Raw genomic sequence first — 16,797 nt, forward strand, 5'->3', positions numbered from 1 at the left:
GTCAACTCCTTGTCGATACGAGTGGGGGCAGGGCGGGCAATGGGTCGCGTCCGGTGACCTTCGACCATTCCTCACGGAACCGTAGCCACCGCTGCTTGGCCCGGGCCCGGCGCTTGGCACGGGGCTTGACCCGGCTGGTGGAAAGCCGGCTCGGAATGACGTCGTGCACCGCTTCGGCACACATGGCTGCCGCGCCGATCGCGGGCAGGTCGGGCTCGAGGGCGACGTCGTAGCTGCGTCCGGTGGCGTCCGCGAGCAGCTTCGGCAGCACCGGGTCCTCGCCGAACGCCCCGGTCAGGTAGATCGCCTGGTCGCCGGGCGGGACGGTGGCCTCCAGCACCATCCGGTCGGCGAACAGGATGCCGTCCAGCACCGCACGGGCGAGCTGGCCGCGGGTGGTCGAACGGGTCATCCCAGTCAGTCCCGAGCAGGGTTGCTCGAACCAGAACGGTCCACGCTCGGGCATCACGTGCGGAATGAAGAACGGTGCGGTTTCGGCTTCCTCCGGCGAGAGCCCGTTGGCCAGCCGGATCATCTCGCGGACGGCGGACTCCTTGCGTCCGAAACCGAGCAGCGTCGCGGCCACCGCCAGACTGTCGCCACCGTTGGTGACGCCGTTGATCAGCCACTCGCCCGGACGCAGTCCGCGCCGCTGCAGCGCCCGCGCACGCAGGTCGGGGGCCGACAGACAGCTGTTCACCACATGGGTGGTGCCCATGATCAGGAACGGGTTCGTGCCGGGCGCCGTCCCCAACGCATAGGACGCCGCCGGCGTATCGGCGCAGCCGACGATCACCGGCACGTCTCGCGGGATGCCGGCCAGTTCGGCGAAGTCGGTGCCCGCGTGGCCGAGGACGTCCATCGCCGGACGGACCGGTGGCAGCACGGACGGCTCGATGCTCAGCTCGGCGAGCGTCTTCGGCAGCCAGTCGGTGTGCCTGCCGATGGTGTTGAACACGCCGGTGTAGGACGCCTGGGTCGGGTCGAGCGCCGTCTCACCGGTGAGCTGCTGACCCAGCCAGGTGCCGGCGAAACCCAGCGTGGTCATCCGGGCGAACGCGTCCGGCTCGGCTTCGCGCAGGTAGTGGTAGGCGATCGCCGCGAACGTCGATCGAGACGGGTGGTTGCCGGTGGACCGGATCGCCTTGGTCGAACGCAGTGGGCTGTAGTGATCGAAGTACGTTGTCAGCGCAGGGTTGTCCCAGGTCACCGCGAAGGTGACCGGGTGACCGTCGTCGCCCATCGGCACGATCGTCGGGCAATGCGTGTCGAGGCCGACGCCGCTCACCTCGGCCAGCTGTGGCGCCAGCTGCCGGCACACCGCCAGGATCGACTCCTCCCAGGCGGACGGGTCGGCCCGGCCCACGCCGCCCCGCCGGGAACTCGGGTGTCGGGCGCGGGCACGGGCGATGACCCGTCCGTCCGAGGCGAGGATGACGCCCTTGGTGGCCGAGGTGCCGAGGTCGAGTCCGAGGAAGGTTCTCATCGTTGAGCTCCTTGCTGATCGTCAAGCTGCTCAGCCGAGCAGCTTGACGGCTTCGCTGGGATCGGCGCCGTCGTGGATGACGGCCTTGAGTGCGTGCACCATGGCGCCCGGATCGTCGGCACCCCAGATGTTGCGGCCGGCGGTCATCCCGGCGCCGCCGGCGTCCATCACGGCTGCGGCCTGGTTCAGCACGTCGATCGGCTTCGGGGTGGGCGCACCCCCGGCGGCCACGACCAGGGTCGGGGTGGCGTCCACGACCCTCTTGAACTCTTCGGCCGAGCCGGTGTACCAGGTCTTCACGATGTCGGTGCCACATTCGGCGGCGGCACGCGCGGCGTATATCACCGACTCGGTGCTGCCCTTGCGGTCGCCCCACAGCTCACCGCTGGGGTAGGCGTGGCAGATCACCGGCAGGCCCCACTTGTGCGCCTCCTCGGTGACCGCGCTGAGCATCTCGAGCATGGCGACCTGGTTCTCCGAGCCGGCCGAGATGCCGACCGCGATGGCGTCCGCACCGAGCCGCAGGCAGTCCGCCACCTGGGCGACCGTGGCGTCGTAGGTGAGGTGGAAGTCGACGCAGAAGGTCGATCCCTTGATGATCAGCGGCACCTGCTTGGCGCGTCCGGACAACAGGTGCCCGGCGACGCCCTTGAACACCGTGAAGGCGTCCGGCTCGGCGTCGGCGATCTTGTCGAAGACGGTCTTCAGATCGGCCAGCCGGGGCGCGACGCCGCGCGGAACCGCCTGGTCGAGTGCCACCGTCATCAGCCGGCCGTCCGCCCCGATGATCCGGCGCAGCCGGATCTCGCGGCCGAGCGCGGACGTGGTGCCGACGGGGTTCAGTTCGAAAATGCCCATGACAAATCCTTCTGTGTGGTGTGGAAAGAGCGAAGAGGCGGGAGCGGGCCTCAGGCCCATGGATCGATGCCGACCCGCAGGTCCTTGCCCGAGGCGACCAGGTCGAGCGCCCGGTGCACCTGGGCCAGCGGAAGCTGGGTGCCGACCAGGTCGGCGACCCGGAGCGTGCCGGCGGTGACCAGGTCGGCGACGGCGTGGAAGTTCTCCAGCCGGCAGGATGAGGCCCCGACGACCTCGTACTCGTTGTAGTGGATGTCGTTGGCGACGATGCTCAACACGTCGCCCGCGTTGAACCCGGCGAAGGCGGAGATCCGGGCGCCCGGAGCCAGGATGCCGAGGTAGGGGGTGAGTGCGTCCACCCGTCCGATGGCCATGATCACCACGTCGATGCCGCCGTCGGTGGCGGCCAGGATCTGCGCGGGGGTGTCCTCGCCCGGCGCCAGCACCAGATCGGCCCCGGAATCGCGGGCGATCTGGTGCCTCGCGGTGTTCGGGTCGACCGCGATCACGGTCGGGACGCCCTGGGCCTTGGCCAGCCGGATGTGCATCAGGCCCAGCGGGCCGCAGCCGGCGATCAGGACGGCGTCCGCGCCCTTCACCTTGGCGATGTTCTGACCGTTCAGGGCACAGGCCAGCGGCTCGACCAGGGCAGCCTCGGGTGCCGACACCCCCGGCAATGGCACGATGTTCTGCCGGGCATTGGCCGGCACCACGATGTACTGCGACAGCCCGCCGGCGAGCTGGTAGCCGAACGCCACCCGGTTCCGGCAGATATTGGGGTGGTTCTTGCGGCAGGCGACGCACGCGCCGCACGGCACCAGCGGGTAGACGCAGACCTGATCGCCGATCGACACGCCCTCCGGCAGCGGGCCGGCGGCGTCCACCACCTCGGCGGCGATCTCGTGGCCGAGCACCGACGGCAGGGTGACGTTCTTGGTCTTGCGGCCCGAGTAGATCCGCAGGTCGGTGCCGCACAGCAGCGCGGCGGTCACCTTGAGCAGGACCTCGCCCTCGGCAAGGGTGGGAACGTCACGTTCCTCGACCCGGAGTTCGTCGGGTCGGTACAGCACGGCTTGCTGCATGGAAATCTCACCAGTCCTCTGTGTCTAGGGGAGGGGCCAGGATGATCGAATCGGCGCCGGCCGCCCGGAGCCCGTCGAGCACCGCCGGATCGGCGGCCTCGTCGGTGACCAGGCCCCACGGATCGGGCAGCTCGGACCAGTAGTGGAAGAGGCCGTGCTCGCCCAGTTTGGACGAGTCGGCCACCACGTAGGTGCGCTGGGCGTTCTCCATCATCGCCGCCTTGAGCCTGGCCTGCGCGTAGGTGCGCGAGGTCAGGCCCCGGACGGGATCGATGGCGTCGGTGCCGACGAAGGCGTAGGTGGCCTGCACCCGGTTCAGCATCGACTCGGCGTCCGGGCCAGTGATGGTGGCGTTGATGCCGCGCAGCGCTCCACCGAGGATCGTCACGCCCACCTGGTCATTGGAGACCAGCTGGTTGGCCACCATCAGGCCGTTGGTGATCACCGAGACCGAGCGGTCGCCCAGTGCGGCGGCGATCTGCTCGGTGGTCGATCCGGAGTCGAGGATGATCAGGTCGTCGTCCTCGATCAGCGCGGCGGCGGCCCGTCCGATCGCGCGCTTCGCGTCGGCATGGGCCGACATCCGCTCACGCATGGTCAGCTCGGTGCGGGGTCGATGTTGCAGCGCCGCACCGCCGTAGGTCCGGGTGACCAGCCTGCGGCCCTGCAGATCGGCGAGGTCGCGGCGGATGGTCGCCACCGAGACCCCGAAGGTGTCTGACAGGTCGCTCACCGATACGTTCGCCTCCGGGTCTGTGGTGAGCAACTGGAGGATCTTCTGCCGCCTGCGCTGACCCTTGCTGGGCTTCGCCGGACGGCCATCCGGTTGCTCCTGGATGTCGACGGAGGATGGGCCTGACAGCTCCTGCATGGCCTCATCCTCCTGCAAATCGCGGTGGGTGGAACCCGTGGGTAACGGGTGTCGAGCAGACGGGCTCCACCTTTGGTCCACTGCTAGCCCTGGACGTCCCAGTCGTGGCCGGTCTTCGGGGTCGGAACCGGAGAATTGTTTGCGCGGTCCGATCACAAGTGGGATGTGACAATGATCGGACAGCGCAGTCTAGATGTCAAGATCCGCGCAGAATCCGTCCGATAGGCGGAAGGTGGCGATCAAAATGAGCGGACCGCTCATCTAGTGGACGGCTCGGCGAGGTGTGTCGCCGCCGTCGGCGCCCGCTGCGGCAGTCAGCCAGGAGACCCGTGGGGTCGCCGGCGTGGACCCCTGGGAGGCGCTGATCGAAGCCCCTCCATGACATGAATGATCATCGGTTCGCTAGCGCTCAGCCTGCCCCGTGGGTACTCTCTGCTCTGAGTTGGTAATCAGCCACGCTCCGGGCAGTGCAGCACGGAGGTGGCGCCCGATGTTCCAGCGCCGCGGCCGGCGCACTCGACGGAAGCGGGTGGATTCACGGCAATGCGCGGACCGTGGTCCACCGGACTTCGTTGACGGTCGCGTCCCTGGTTGGTGTCCTCGGGTCGGTCGGAGCCACCTCGCGGTATCGGTCGATGACCGTGCGCGGGGCAGATCGCCGACCCGTCTCTCGGACACTGACAACTAGGAGCACGGACACATGTCAACTTCTGCCGGCGCGACATCTTCGATGAGCGCCAACCTTCCCACCGGCCAGCCGAGCCGGTACCGCTGGGTCGTGATGTCGACGATCTTCGCCGCCTACGTGGTGTGCATGGCCGACCGCGCCAACATCGGCGCGGTGCTGCCGTTCATCAAAGAAGAGTTCCACATCGACAACTTCACCATCGGCGCGATCTCCAGCTTCTTCTTCCTTGGCTACGCCGTCTCGCAGATCCCCGCCGGCCTGATCATGGGCAAGAAGGGCACCCGTGCGGTCGTCTCGGTGGCCATCCTGGCCTTCTCTCTCGTCACTTTGGCGATGGGCTTCACCACTGGCGCCGTCATGCTGCTGGCGCTGCGGCTGTTGCTCGGCCTGACCGAGGGCCCGGCCCCGGTGGGCATGACCTCCACGGTGAACGCCTGGTTCCCGCCGCGTGAGAAGGGCACCGCGACCGGCCTCTACATCGCTTCGACCCAGTTCGCCCCGATCATCGTCCCGGCCATCGTGATCGGTCTCGCGCAGGCCCACGGCTGGCGGTGGGTGTTCATCTGGTTCTCCATCCCGGGATTCATCATGGCCGCGGTGTGGTGGTTCATCGTCCGGAACCGTCCGGAGCAGAGCAAGCACGTGAACGCCGCCGAGCTCGCGCACATCTACGACACCTCCGAGGACCCGACCAAGAAGAAGGTGACCTTCCGGCCGATCCCGTGGCTCGACAAGGTGATCCGGCTCAGGGACGCCGACACCCTCGACACCAACGGCAAGGTACTGAAGTCGTGGAACATCTGGGGCGACACCCTGGCCTACTTCTTCATGAACAACGTGAACTACGGCCTGCTCACATGGGTGCCGTTGTACCTCGTCCAGGCCCGCGGCATGAACCTGTCGGGTGTGGCGTTCATCGCCGCGGCGCCGGCCGTCGGCGGCCTGATCGGTTCGATGCTCGGCGGCGTGGTCTCGGACCGGCTCTTCCACGGACGCCGCAAGCCCACCATGCTGATCACGGCCTTCTTCGCCGCGGTGATGATCGTGATCGTCATCAACGCGCCGGACAACATTCCGGCGATCGCCGTCAGCCTGGTCGCCACCGGCTTCTTTCTGAACATCGGCTGGCCGATGTTCACCGCCTACCCGATGGGCCTGACCAACAACAAGACCTACCCGTTCGCGATCAGCCTGATCAACTCCGGCGGCAACCTCGGCGGCTTCTTCGCCCCGATCATCGTCGGCCTGCTGCTGGACTCCTCTGGTGGCAACTACTCGGTGGCGTTCAGCTACTTCGCGGTGGTCCTGGTGCTCGCCCTGCTGGTCATCTTCACCCTGGTCGAGGCCCGGCCCAAGGCGACCGAGCACGCGGTCGGCGCCAAGTGAACGGCGCGACAGCGATCAGAAGGGCGGTTGCAGGATGCCGAAGCTAGGCATCGTCGCTGACGACCTCACCGGTTCGACGACCGTCGGAGCGCTGCTGGCCAGGGTCGGCGTCGACACCGCCGTGCTGTTCTCGCTGGCCGACGTGTCGGTGCTGACCTCCGACCACGAGGCGCTGATCCTCAACTCGGATTCCCGGCCCCTGCCGGCCGCGGACGCCTACGAGCGGGTCCGGGAAGCGACGCAGGAACTGGTCGCGGCCGGGGCCCGGCAGTTCACCAAGCGGATCGACACCACCTGTCGCGGTGGCATCGGGCCTGAGGTGGAGGGCATGCTGAGCGCGCTGCCGGACGACTACATCGCCATCATGGTGCCGGCGATGCCGCAATCGAAGCGGATCGTGGTGGGCGGCTACTCGCTGATCGACTCGGTGCTGCTCTCCCGCACACCGGTGGCGCAGGACGTGCGGACGCCGGTGAAGCAGTCGCATCTGCCGACGCTGATGGCGAGCCAGTGCACCGTGTCGGTCGGTCATCTGCCGATCGGCGCGGTCATCGACGGCGCGGAACAGATCCGGGCCGGACTGGTCGCGAGCCGCGACGCGGGGGACCGGGTGATCGTGGTGGACGCGGCGTCGCTGGAGGACGTCGACCTGATCGCGACCGTGGTGGCCGAACTCGGCTGGAACGTGGTCTGCGTCGACCCGGGGCCGTTCACCGAACGGTTGGCCATCCGCAGCGGCGCGGTCGAGACTCGTCCGGTGAAGGAGCGCACGCTGCGCCTGGAGCCCGCCGACACCGACACCGGCACCGCGCTGGTGGTCGCCGGCAGCGCCATGCGGGTCACCCACCTACAGATGGTGGAGCTCTCCAAGGTGCCGGGCACAGAGGTGATCGGGGTGGACGTCGGCGACCTGATCGCCGACGAGCGGCATTACCTGCGGGAGACCCAGCGGGTCTTGGACGAGGTGGAACGCGTACTGCCGAAGAAGCCACGGGTGATCATGCTGGCGCTGGATTCGACGATCAGCGGCGACCTGGGTGACATGGCCGCCATGGAACGCCGGGCCGGCCTGCAACCAGGTGCGGGGCCGGGCCAGATCCCGCGCCGTTTCGGTGCGTTGGCCCGACGTGTCGTGGAGACCCTCGGCGACGGGGTCGCGGGCCTGTATCTCACCGGCGGTGACATCATGGTGAACACCTGCGCCGCTCTCGATGCCAACGGCATCGGCCTGGTCGACTACGTCATTCCGCAGGCCGATCAGGGCGTGCTGGTCGGTGGTCCCTGGGCCGGCCTTCCGGTGATCTGCAAGGGCGGACTCACCGGCAACGAACAGACCGCAATTCAATGTGTCAATCGGATCTTCGACGAAAAGATGGAGTGAACAGACAATGTCAGAAACCCAAATCAGGCCCGTTACCGCGATCACGATCGGCGACCCCGCCGGCATCGGCCCGGAGATCGTCGTGGACACCGTCCGGTCGGAGATGATCTACCAGGTCTGCAAGCCGTTCGTGATCGGCGCGCGGGAGCATCTCGAAGAGGCGGCCGCGGTCAAGGGCGTGGAGCTGACGATCAATGAGATCAGCGAGCCGGAGGAGGCGAAGTACGAGTTCGGCACGGTCGACCTGCTCGACACCGGCGCCGCCCCCGGCGCGAAGATCGTCTACGGCGAGGTGCAGAAGGACGCCGCCGTGCGCGCCTATTCGTACCTGGAGAAATCCATCGAGCTCGGCCTGGCCGGACGGCTCCAGGCGGTCTCCACGGCGCCGATTCACAAGGTGGCGCTGAAAGAGGCCGGCGTGGAGCACATCGGGCACACCGAGGTCTTCGAGGCGCTGACCAACTCGCCGTACGCCTTGACCATGTTCAACGTCCACAAGCTGCGGGTGTTCTTCCTGACCCGGCACGTCTCGGTGCGCAAGGCCTGCGACATGATCACCAAGGAGCGGACGCTGTCGTACCTGAAGGACATCGACCGCGAAATGCGCAGCTACGGCTTCGAGAACCCCTCGATCGCGGTGGCCGCGCTGAACCCGCACGGCGGCGACGGCGGCCTGTTCGGCACCGAGGAGATCGATCACCTCATCCCGGCCGTCGAAGAGGCGCAGGCGATGGGCATCAACGCCCGCGGACCGTTCCCCGGCGACTCGATCTTCGCCTTCGCCCTGGACGGGCATCACGACTGCATTCTGTCGCTGTACCACGACCAGGGGCACATCGCCTGCAAGACGCTGGACTTCGAGAAGGCCGTCACGATCACCATGGGGCTGCCGTTCATGCGCAGCTCGGTCGACCACGGCACCGCGTTCGACATCGCCGGCAAGGGCATTGCCAACGGTGGCAGCATGGTGGAGTCGACACGGGTGGCGGCCTACTACGCGGGCCTCAAGATGGCCCACCAGCAGAAGCTGGCGGCGTCCGCCTGAGGCGAGGGCCGGCCGGCGTCCGAATGGGGACGCCGGCGGTGCTGGCGGCTCGCACGGCGGAGACGCGGTAGCCGGGGTGGGCATGAGTGCGGCATGAAGGACGAGAGATCGGGGCCGTCCGGCCCCGGCGCAGGAACGACGAAAGGGACATGATGGGCTTCGTGGTGGCCGTCGGCGCAGACAACGCCGGCGTTGATTACAAGAACAAGATCAAGGCCGATCTGGAGGCCGATCCGCGCATCGAGAAGGTGATCGACCTCGGGGTCGGCAACACCGAGGACCAGACCGCCTACCCGCACACCGCGGTCGGGGTGGCTCGTCTGGTCGCCGACGGCAAGGCCGACCGGGCGATCCTGGTCTGCGGCACCGGCATGGGGGTCGCTATCGCCGCCAACAAGGTCAAGGGCATCCGGGCCAGCACCGCGCACGACAGCTTCTCGGTGGAGCGCCTGGTGCTGTCCAACAACGGCCAGGTGCTCTGCCTGGGCGCACGGGTGATCGGCATCGAGCTCGCTCGCCGGCTGGCGAAGGAGTTCTTCAACTACGCCTTTGATCCGTCGTCGGCGTCGGCGCCCAAAGTGGACGCGATCTGCAGCTACGAGGGCGACTGATGTTGTGGGTGGGCACCAGTTGGAAGATGAACAAGACGCTGGCGGAAGCCAGTGACTATGCGACCCGGCTCGCCGCGGCCCTGTCCGACGGCGCACCGACTGGTGTCCAGCCGTTCATCATTCCGCCGGCCACGGCGCTGACCACGGTGCGCGCGATCCTGGGCCCGGACTCGCCGGTCGAACTGGGGATCCAGAACGCGCACTGGGCCGACGCTGGGGCGTGGACCGGGGAGATCTCGGTTCCACAGGCCGCGGACGCCGGCGCGGCACTGGTCGAGATCGGACATTCCGAGCGGCGGGAGTTCTTCGCCGAGACCGATCGAACCGTCAACCTGAAGGTGAAGGCGAGCTTGAACCACGGCGTGCGTCCGCTGCTGTGCTGCGGCGAGCCGGGTGAGGTCTTCGATGCCGGCGGCAGCGTGGACCACATCATGGCGCAGGTCGCCGCGGGCCTGGACGGCGTCGACGATGTCAGCCGGGTGCTGATCGCCTACGAGCCGATCTGGGCGATCGGCGAGCACGGCCGTGAGGCGCGTCCGGAGGATATCGAGGGCGTGTTCGCGGCGCTCGATGCCGAATATGGCGAGTCGGTGGAGTGCATTCTCTACGGCGGCTCGGTGAACCAGGGCAACGCCGAGGAGACCCTGCAGGTCAAGGGCGTCAACGGCCTGTTCGTCGGCCGTTCCGCCTGGCAGGTCGACGGCTACCTCGAGTTGCTGAGGATCGCCGCGGCCCAGGTCTGACCGGCGTCACGGAGCGCACCGGCGTCCGGACTCTCTCATGGGTCCGGACGCCGATTGCTGTTCTTGCCCCGTCTCCACGGGTCCATGCGTCGTGGTGGCGGCTACTCAGCCAGGAAGGGGAGCAGTTCGGCGGTCAGTTCCACCGGGGCGTCCGCGTGCACCCAGTGGCCGGCGCCGGGAATCCGGACCAGGCGCACCTGCGGGAAGAGTTGCCGCATCCGGTCGTGGTGTTCGGGCTGGATGTAGGGGGAGTCCGAACCGCCGACCCAGAGCGCCGGGCCGGGGTAGCTGACCTCGCCGACGTTCGGCCAGGCGGCGACGTCGTCCAGATGGTCGCCCAGCAGATCGAGGTTGAGCTCCCACTGCCAGCCGTTGCGGTTCTGCGGGGTCCGGGTGTGCTTGAGGTTCTGCAGCAGGAACAGCCGCACCGCCGGATCGTCGACATCGGCGGCGAGCAGCTGCTCGGCCGCGCCACGGCTCGCGATGTCGTTCAGATCGAGCGCGCGCATCGCCTTCACCAGGGGCACCGACGTGCGGACCTGGTAGGAGATGTCGGGGGCGATGTCCACGACCACCAGACGGCGGACCAGTTCAGGGTGCTGCAACGCCATCAGCATCGCCACCTTGCCGCCCATCGAGTGCCCGACCAGCGTGACGGACGCCGCCGAGCCCAGCCGCAGCCGCAGCTCGTCGGCGACCTCGGACGCCATCGCGGGGTAGTCGAAGGTGTCGGTCCAGTGCGAACGGCCGTGATTCGGCAGATCGAACAACACGCTGGCGTGCTCGTGTTCGGCCAGCGACTTGGCGATGCCGGCCCAGTTCTTGCCGCGTCCGAACAGACCGTGCAGGAAGACCACGTCGGGACGCCCGGTCCCGATCAACTGGGTGAACAGGGACATCAACGCCTCCGGTTCCAGCAGGAGTTGTGCCAGTGTCGGCGCTCGTCTACGGCCCGGCTGGAACCCACCGTGGGCACGTGCGGCCAGACCACCACGTGCGGCGTCCCGATCGCGATCAGCTGGTCGCAGCCCGGACAGCGATACTGCTTGGTGGCGGCCTGACCCGGCATGGTCTGGGTCATCCAGCGCCCGTCCGCCTTGTCCACCGCGGACGCGAACGACGACGACAGCGGCCGCGGCGGGCGCAGGTGTTTGCTGGGTCGTTTGGGCACGGGGGCAAGCGTAGTGCCCCAGGCGCTACGGTGGCCGGGTGCGTCTGCTCGTTGCCCGTTGCCAGGTCGACTACGCCGGACGCCTGACGGCCCACCTGCCGCTGGCGACCCGGCTGATCCTCTCCAAGGCGGACGGCTCGGTGTCGATCCACGCCGACGACCGCGCCTACAAACCGCTGAACTGGATGAATCCGCCCTGCACGTTGACCGTGACCACCCCGGAGGACTCCGATTTCATCGAGGTGTGGGAGTTGCGCAACTCCGGCGCCGACACTCTGGTCATCTCGATCGCCGAGGTGCTGCACGACTCGACCCATGAGCTCGGCGTCGATCCGGGTCTGGTCAAGGACGGCGTGGAGGCCCACCTGCAGGCGTTGCTGGCCGAGCATCCGGAGACCTTCGGGCAAGGCTGGAACCTGGTCCAGCGCGAGTACCTGACCCCGATCGGACCGGTCGACCTGCTCTTCCGGGACGCCGACGGCGGCTACGTCGCGGTCGAGGTGAAGCGCCGCGGCGAGATCGACGGCGTCGAGCAGCTGACCCGCTACCTGACCCTGATGAACGCCGATCCGCTGCTCGCGCCGGTGCGCGGCGTGTTCGCCGCCCAGCTGATCAAGCCGCAGGCCAAGACCCTGGCCGGCACCCGCGGAATCTCCTGCATCAGCGTCGATTATGACCTGCTGCGAGGCCTCGACAGCGCCGACGATCGCCTGTTCTGATCAGGGCTGTTGGTATCTCGACAAGCTCAACCGGCGAGGCCGACTCAGCGGCGATTGAGCGCCGGGATCAGCACCTCGCGGTAGAGCAGCATCGCCGCCGCCATTGACGGGATCGCCAAAAGCGCACCGAGCAGCCCGTACAGCACGCCACCGGCGAGCGCGGCCAGGATCACCAACGGACCGGGCACGCTCACCGAGCGCTGGAAGACGCGCGGCTGGATGAAGTAGTTGTCGAACTGCTGGTAGGTGAGCAGGAAGGCCAGCGTGATGAAGCCCTGGGTAGGCGAGAAGGTGAAGGCCACGGTCGACACGATCAGCATCGACAGGGTCGATCCGATCAGCGGAATGATCGCGCAGAGGGCGACCACCACGGCGAGCGCCAGGGCGTACTGGCTGAGCCCGATCACGTTCAGGAACATGTACGCGACTGTGGTCGAGCAGATGATCACGATGAACAACCCGGTCACGTAGCCGCCGATCCGGCTGAACACCTCGTTGGCCAGATAGCGCACCCGTGGTCGTCGGGACGCCGGCGCCAGCTCGTAGAGCGCCTCTTTGAACGCCGGCATGGACGCCAGCAGATACACCGTCAGCACCACCGTGACCATGGTGCTGAGCACCATGCCGACGACGGCCTGGCCGGCACCCCATAGCCCGCCGAACAAGCCGCTCAGCAGTTCGCCCGAGGTGAGGAAGGTGCTGACCCGGCTGATGATGTCGTAGCGGGTGTCCCAGTCGGCGATCTGCGGATTGGCACGCAACTCCTGCAGCAGCGATGGTGCGTTCAGCAGCAACCGGTTGATCTGTTCGGCCGCCACCGGCAGGATCGCCCAGATCGCCAGCCCGAGGATGGCCAGTCCGGCCAGCGCCACCAGCAGCACCGAGATGCCGCGCCGCAAACCGTACGACGACAGCCGATCGACCAGGGGATTGAGCCCGAGCGCCAGGTACAGGGCGAGCATGACCAGCAGCACTACCGACGAGATCCGGTAGAGCCCGAACACCAGTCCGGCTGCGGTCAGGGCGCCGAGGGTGACGAAGAAGCCGATCGCGAACGGGCTGCGCCGGGCCAGGCTCACCTCGCTGCGCGGCCCGGCGCCGACCGTGTCGGCGTCCAGGTCGGCCGGCGTGGGCTGGGTCACCCGCCGGATCCGGTGCAGCCAGCCGCGTGGTCCGCTGGGTGTTGTCGGGGTCGGACGGGCGGCGGCGGACTCGGACGGGGTGAGTGCGTTCTTCTCCGGCTCCGCGCCGCCGGCACCTTCGTCCGGCAGGACACTCATCGGCTAGTGCCGTTTTCCCCCACCGGAGACGACCGCCGGCTGTACCCGGGTGGCGTCGTCGTCCTCGACATCGACGGCGGGCTGAATCGCGGTGTCGGCCTCTTCCATGTGCAGCACGGCGGTGTCGGCCTCGTCGGCGGCTCGGGCCACCTCGGACGCATGGGCCTCCGCTTCCTGGTCGCCCTGGAAGTCGGCCACGGTCGAGGTGGCCAGCGCCGACAGTCCGTGCAGCGCATCGATCAAAGCCTTCTTGCGCCGTTCGAGGCCGGTGATCTCCTGGTTGAGCTGATCGATCTTCTGCGCCTCGGCCACGCCGGCCTCGGTCATCAGCTTGGCTGCCTTGGCGCGTGCGTCGGCGACCGCGGCGCGGGCCTGCTCGGTGGCGGTGGCAACGATCTGGTCGGCCTCGGCGAGTGCCTTGTTGCGGCGCTCGTCGGCCAGTTGCGCGTCGTGAGCCATCTGGACGCCGAACTCCTCCGACTGCTGACGGGCTCGCTCAGAGAGCTCGATCAGCGTCCGGGTGACCTCGGCGTGGCGCTGCTGCATCGACTCCAGCGACTGCTCCTGCTCCTTAGCCAGAGCGGCGCGGACGTCGGCCACCTCGCGCTGGGCGACCTGGCGCAGCTGCTCGGCCTCGAGGCTGGCCTGCTCGCGGATCGCGGCGGCGTTCCGGTCGGCGTCGGCCAGCACCATCGCCCGATGGCTTTCGGCCGCCTCGCGCAGGGTGCGGGCCTGCTGCTGGGCGGCGGCGAGCTCCGCGGCGGTCTGCCCGGCCAGTTCCTCGCGCAGACGCTGCAGGTCGTCCATGCCGCTGGCCATCGCCTTCGTGGCGTCCTGATTGGCGTTCGCGGCGCGCTCGGCGGCCTCGCGCCGGGCCAACTCGATGATCTGCTCGGCCTGGAGCTGCGCCGACTGGGTGATCTCTGCGGCCTGACGTTCGGCTGCCCGGAGCAGGTCGCCGGTGTGGGCGCCTAGCCTGGAGTAGTCGGTCTCGTCGGCCTGGGCGGCGAGTTGCTTCTGCAACGAACGGACCTTGCGCTTGGCGGAACTCAACTGGCGTTCGATGTCGCGGATGTAGGCGTCGACCGCTTGCCGTTCGTAGCCCAGCATCGAGTGTGGAAAACTGCCCGCGGCACTGGCGGTCTCATCGAAAAGGTCGAGCCCGACTGTCTCTTCTGGCTGCTGGCTCACCCGAGCTCCTTTCATAGGGGGTGTATGCCCCGAATGCTACTCACTCTTGCCCCCGTTGAGCCGGGGCAACTCACCCCTTGGGTGGCTCGACCAGTTCGAGGAGGACGCCACCGGTGTCCTTGGGGTGACAGAAGTTGATCCGCGAGCCGTGGGTGCCCCGCTTGGCCTCCGGATAGAGCAGCCGGACGCCGCGCTCGCGCAGGGTGGCGCTGACGGCGTCCAGATCGGCCACCCGGTAGGCGAGCTGCTGCAGACCCGGACCGTTGCGTCCGATGAATTTGGCGATCGTGGACTGCTCGTCGAGGGGTGCGAGCAACTGGATCTGGGCGTTCTCGGGGCCCTGGTCGCCGGTGCCGATCATCGCCTCGGCGACGCCCTGTTCCTGGTTCTCTTCGCGGTGCAGGACGCGCCAGCCCATCACCTCTGTATGGAAGCGAATGGCCTCGTCCAGATCGGGTACCGCGAGGCCGACATGGTCGATGCAGACGAACAGGTCGGTGGTCATGACTTCAGCCTGGCACATCCTTCGAGTTGGCGTTGAGGGTTCGGCAATCTGGTGGCGAAGGGCGGCGTGGCGGGGTGGAGGGCCGAGATCCGGGCGGAGAATGAGAGAATGAGTAGCTATGAGCCCAGCTCGAGGAGGCAGGGATGAGCAAGTGGATCAAGACCATCGTGGTGGTGCTGGTCGTGGGCTTCTGTCTGTACTACCTCTTCAACCGGCCCGAGGACGCGGCCATGGCGGTGAAGAGCTTCTTCGGCGCGTTCGACGCGGTCGGCCGGTTCTTCGTGGAACTGGCCAAGTGAGGCGGTCGTGTCCGTCTTCGCGTCCTCGCCTCGGCGTCCGTTCAAGCTGGGCTGGTCGCGGTTCATCGACCCGCACGTCGACGATCGGCTGATCTCCGAAGAGGGGGAGTACATCCTCGAAGAGATCCGGCGGCATTGGGTGACCCGGCTGTGGCCGTGCACGTGGGTGCTGTTCGGCATGATCTGCCTCGCCGTGATGCCGCTGCTGGGCGAGGGTTGGTGGCTGGCGATGGCGGTCGGCGTGCTGGTGGGCGTCGGCGGCTTCTGGCGGATGCACAGCGAGTACATGGATCGCTTCGTGGTGACCAATCTGCGGGTGTTTCGGGTGCACGGTGTGTTCGATCAGCGCTGCGCGTCGATGCCGTTGGCGCGGGTGCTGGACATCTCGATGCAGCGTCCGTTCTGGGGGCAGATCTTCGGCTACGCCGACTTCGTCTTCGAGAACGCAGCCCAGGATCAGGGGCTGCGCGAGATCCGCTTCGTCGGCCAGCCGGACGACCGACTGCACCTGTTTCAGCGCGTGGTGATCAGCGCCGGGCTGACCGGGCGCGTCCAGAACGACATCGCCGACGGGGGATAGCGCGGTAGGGCCGGCGGCTGTCCCGTGCGTGGCGTCGGCTGTTGCGCGAGTGTTGCCCGGGATGGTTCCGCGAGGGCGGCCCCGACCGGCAACGCGCCTAGTCAAAGCGCTGAACATGGAAAGCTCCCCCGCCTGGACTCGAACCAGGAACCCTCTGATTAACAGTCAGATGCTCTGCCAATTGAGCTACAGGGGACCGCGCGGCGCGCGAGAAGAAACGTTACCAGAACCGTCAGCCGATGTCGTATTCGTCGCGCAGCCGGGCGAGTTCGGCGTCTGCCTGATCGAGTTGTGCGGCGTCGAAGCTGCCGCCGAGGCGGGTCACGGTCCACAGCAGCGGCGCGCGCTCGTCGTCGAACCGGCGCCGGGCGACGATCAGCGAGGCCCGGCCCCGGCCGAGTTCGAACCGTTCCCGGACGGCGATGCTGGCGTCCACCCGCTCCCGGAACAGGTCGGGCAGCGAGCCGGGGTCGTCCAGCCGGACGTCGTCGCCGGTGCCGTCGGTGAGTCGCCAGCGCAGGCGTCCGGTTTCGGCGTCCCAGCCGCCGGCGTCGATCTCGTGCCACGGCATCTGCCGCCAGCCGTCGGGGGAGCGACGGGCCAGCCGGTCGGCCATCCCGACCACCGGTCCGTCGGCGGCCCGCGCCCAGGCCAGCACCCGGACGCGGCGTCCGACCGCGGTGGTCAGGCTGTCGAAGTCGGCGCGCGGCAGTCCGGCACGATCGAAGAGCCCCATGCGGCCATTATCGCCACCTTTGCGGAAGCGGTTCCTTGGGGAACCGCTGATCAATCATGTCCCGGCTGCGGCGCACCCGGACGGGCGATCTGCGGCCCCCAAATCTTGCGCCGTACGTCCAGTACGCCCACAAGATCTGGGGGCCGCAGCTCATCCCGCCGGGCA

At 68.1% G+C, this 16,797-nt stretch carries 18 protein-coding genes and 1 tRNA gene; 8 read left to right on the forward strand and 11 right to left on the reverse strand.

Annotated elements, in window-relative coordinates; translation table 11 throughout:
- Nucleotide 1: 1 nt before the first annotated feature.
- The 4 genes from QM619_RS10745 to QM619_RS10760 are packed head-to-tail and all read right to left on the reverse strand — an operon-like array spanning nt 2 to nt 4,297.
- Entirely contained in the window at nt 2-1,486 is a 1,485-nt protein-coding gene (locus QM619_RS10745; protein ID WP_415108059.1) for a xylulokinase, read from the reverse strand.
- A gap of 30 nt (nt 1,487-1,516) precedes the next feature.
- Nucleotides 1,517-2,344 carry a class I fructose-bisphosphate aldolase gene (locus tag QM619_RS10750; RefSeq protein ID WP_415108062.1) on the reverse strand — a complete coding sequence of 276 codons (828 nt, stop codon included), beginning with the start codon at nt 2,342-2,344 and terminating at the stop codon, nt 1,517-1,519.
- A 50-nt stretch (nt 2,345-2,394) separates the two neighbouring features.
- Entirely contained in the window at nt 2,395-3,426 is a 1,032-nt protein-coding gene (locus QM619_RS10755; protein WP_415108065.1) for an alcohol dehydrogenase catalytic domain-containing protein, read from the reverse strand.
- 7 nt (nt 3,427-3,433) lie between these two features.
- Entirely contained in the window at nt 3,434-4,297 is an 864-nt protein-coding gene (locus QM619_RS10760; protein WP_415108068.1) for a DeoR/GlpR family DNA-binding transcription regulator, read from the reverse strand.
- A gap of 700 nt (nt 4,298-4,997) precedes the next feature.
- Here QM619_RS10760 and QM619_RS10765 point away from each other — a divergent pair.
- The 5 genes from QM619_RS10765 (at nt 4,998) to QM619_RS10785 (ending at nt 10,151) form a co-directional block, all read left to right on the forward strand.
- Entirely contained in the window at nt 4,998-6,371 is a 1,374-nt protein-coding gene (locus QM619_RS10765) for an MFS transporter (RefSeq protein ID WP_415108071.1), read from the forward strand.
- 34 nt (nt 6,372-6,405) lie between these two features.
- Nucleotides 6,406-7,752, forward strand: a complete 1,347-nt coding sequence (locus tag QM619_RS10770; RefSeq protein ID WP_415108074.1) for a four-carbon acid sugar kinase family protein — start codon at nt 6,406-6,408, stop codon at nt 7,750-7,752.
- A 7-nt stretch (nt 7,753-7,759) separates the two neighbouring features.
- Entirely contained in the window at nt 7,760-8,797 is a 1,038-nt protein-coding gene (gene pdxA, locus QM619_RS10775; RefSeq protein ID WP_415108076.1) for a 4-hydroxythreonine-4-phosphate dehydrogenase PdxA, read from the forward strand.
- 152 nt (nt 8,798-8,949) lie between these two features.
- The gene (locus QM619_RS10780; protein ID WP_415108113.1) at nt 8,950-9,408 is read left to right on the forward strand and encodes a ribose-5-phosphate isomerase; all 459 of its coding nucleotides are present in this window, start codon (nt 8,950-8,952) and stop codon (nt 9,406-9,408) included.
- Entirely contained in the window at nt 9,408-10,151 is a 744-nt protein-coding gene (locus QM619_RS10785) for a triose-phosphate isomerase (RefSeq protein WP_415108079.1), read from the forward strand. Before QM619_RS10780 ends, QM619_RS10785 begins: the two co-directional genes overlap by 1 nt.
- 101 nt (nt 10,152-10,252) lie before the next feature.
- Here QM619_RS10785 and QM619_RS10790 read toward each other — a convergent pair whose 3' ends face one another.
- A complete protein-coding gene (locus QM619_RS10790) occupies nt 10,253-11,050 on the reverse strand; it encodes an alpha/beta fold hydrolase (RefSeq protein ID WP_415108082.1) in 798 nt (265 codons plus the stop codon).
- Nucleotides 11,050-11,322, reverse strand: coding sequence for a hypothetical protein (locus QM619_RS10795; protein ID WP_415108085.1), 273 nt, complete (start codon nt 11,320-11,322; stop codon nt 11,050-11,052). Before QM619_RS10795 ends, QM619_RS10790 begins: the two co-directional genes overlap by 1 nt.
- 38 nt (nt 11,323-11,360) lie before the next feature.
- On the opposite strand from QM619_RS10795, the gene nucS reads away from it, so the two are divergent.
- Nucleotides 11,361-12,041, forward strand: a complete 681-nt coding sequence (nucS, locus tag QM619_RS10800) for an endonuclease NucS (RefSeq protein WP_415108088.1) — start codon at nt 11,361-11,363, stop codon at nt 12,039-12,041.
- A 44-nt stretch (nt 12,042-12,085) separates the two neighbouring features.
- Here the strand turns inward: nucS and QM619_RS10805 are convergent, their stop codons facing one another.
- The 3 genes from QM619_RS10805 to mce all read right to left on the reverse strand — a co-directional run bounded on the left by QM619_RS10805 (nt 12,086) and on the right by mce (nt 15,017).
- Nucleotides 12,086-13,321, reverse strand: a complete 1,236-nt coding sequence (locus QM619_RS10805; protein ID WP_415108091.1) for an AI-2E family transporter — start codon at nt 13,319-13,321, stop codon at nt 12,086-12,088.
- A 3-nt stretch (nt 13,322-13,324) separates the two neighbouring features.
- Nucleotides 13,325-14,512 (reverse strand): DivIVA domain-containing protein, encoded by a 1,188-nt coding sequence (locus QM619_RS10810; protein ID WP_415108093.1) that lies wholly within the window; start codon nt 14,510-14,512, stop codon nt 13,325-13,327.
- Nucleotides 14,513-14,582: 70 nt separating this feature from the next.
- The gene (gene mce, locus QM619_RS10815) at nt 14,583-15,017 is read right to left on the reverse strand and encodes a methylmalonyl-CoA epimerase (protein WP_415108096.1); all 435 of its coding nucleotides are present in this window, start codon (nt 15,015-15,017) and stop codon (nt 14,583-14,585) included.
- A 143-nt stretch (nt 15,018-15,160) separates the two neighbouring features.
- Here mce and QM619_RS10820 point away from each other — a divergent pair, with 143 nt between their 5' ends.
- Together QM619_RS10820 and QM619_RS10825 are read left to right on the forward strand one after the other, a co-directional pair.
- On the forward strand, nt 15,161-15,316 hold the full coding sequence (locus QM619_RS10820) for a hypothetical protein (RefSeq protein ID WP_415108098.1): 156 nt from the start codon (nt 15,161-15,163) through the stop codon (nt 15,314-15,316).
- Nucleotides 15,317-15,323: 7 nt separating this feature from the next.
- A complete protein-coding gene (locus QM619_RS10825) occupies nt 15,324-15,896 on the forward strand; it encodes a PH domain-containing protein (protein ID WP_415108101.1) in 573 nt (190 codons plus the stop codon).
- 123 nt (nt 15,897-16,019) lie between these two features.
- On the opposite strand, the gene QM619_RS10830 is transcribed toward QM619_RS10825, so the two are convergent.
- Together QM619_RS10830 and QM619_RS10835 are read right to left on the reverse strand one after the other, a co-directional pair.
- Nucleotides 16,020-16,092: transfer RNA gene (locus QM619_RS10830), tRNA-Asn, on the reverse strand.
- A gap of 36 nt (nt 16,093-16,128) precedes the next feature.
- On the reverse strand, nt 16,129-16,632 hold the full coding sequence (locus QM619_RS10835) for a hypothetical protein (protein WP_415108104.1): 504 nt from the start codon (nt 16,630-16,632) through the stop codon (nt 16,129-16,131).
- Nucleotides 16,633-16,797: the final 165 nt, after the last annotated feature.

The organism is Micropruina sp. (assembly GCF_047606665.1).
Lineage (GTDB): Bacteria > Actinomycetota > Actinomycetes > Propionibacteriales > Propionibacteriaceae > Micropruina.

What these genes read in the sequence shown, in the direction of transcription:
- QM619_RS10745 (WP_415108059.1), bottom strand. Translation starts at nt 1,486, where the DNA reads ATGAGAACCTTCCTCGGACTCGACCTCGGCACCTCGGCCACCAAGGGC.
- QM619_RS10750 (WP_415108062.1), bottom strand. Translation starts at nt 2,344, where the DNA reads ATGGGCATTTTCGAACTGAACCCCGTCGGCACCACGTCCGCGCTCGGC.
- QM619_RS10755 (WP_415108065.1), bottom strand. Translation starts at nt 3,426, where the DNA reads ATGCAGCAAGCCGTGCTGTACCGACCCGACGAACTCCGGGTCGAGGAA.
- QM619_RS10760 (WP_415108068.1), bottom strand. Translation starts at nt 4,297, where the DNA reads ATGCAGGAGCTGTCAGGCCCATCCTCCGTCGACATCCAGGAGCAACCG.
- QM619_RS10765 (WP_415108071.1), top strand. Translation starts at nt 4,998, where the DNA reads ATGTCAACTTCTGCCGGCGCGACATCTTCGATGAGCGCCAACCTTCCC.
- QM619_RS10770 (WP_415108074.1), top strand. Translation starts at nt 6,406, where the DNA reads ATGCCGAAGCTAGGCATCGTCGCTGACGACCTCACCGGTTCGACGACC.
- pdxA (WP_415108076.1), top strand. Translation starts at nt 7,760, where the DNA reads ATGTCAGAAACCCAAATCAGGCCCGTTACCGCGATCACGATCGGCGAC.
- QM619_RS10780 (WP_415108113.1), top strand. Translation starts at nt 8,950, where the DNA reads ATGGGCTTCGTGGTGGCCGTCGGCGCAGACAACGCCGGCGTTGATTAC.
- QM619_RS10785 (WP_415108079.1), top strand. Translation starts at nt 9,408, where the DNA reads ATGTTGTGGGTGGGCACCAGTTGGAAGATGAACAAGACGCTGGCGGAA.
- QM619_RS10790 (WP_415108082.1), bottom strand. Translation starts at nt 11,050, where the DNA reads ATGTCCCTGTTCACCCAGTTGATCGGGACCGGGCGTCCCGACGTGGTC.
- QM619_RS10805 (WP_415108091.1), bottom strand. Translation starts at nt 13,321, where the DNA reads ATGAGTGTCCTGCCGGACGAAGGTGCCGGCGGCGCGGAGCCGGAGAAG.
- mce (WP_415108096.1), bottom strand. Translation starts at nt 15,017, where the DNA reads ATGACCACCGACCTGTTCGTCTGCATCGACCATGTCGGCCTCGCGGTA.
- QM619_RS10820 (WP_415108098.1), top strand. Translation starts at nt 15,161, where the DNA reads ATGAGCAAGTGGATCAAGACCATCGTGGTGGTGCTGGTCGTGGGCTTC.
- QM619_RS10835 (WP_415108104.1), bottom strand. Translation starts at nt 16,632, where the DNA reads ATGGGGCTCTTCGATCGTGCCGGACTGCCGCGCGCCGACTTCGACAGC.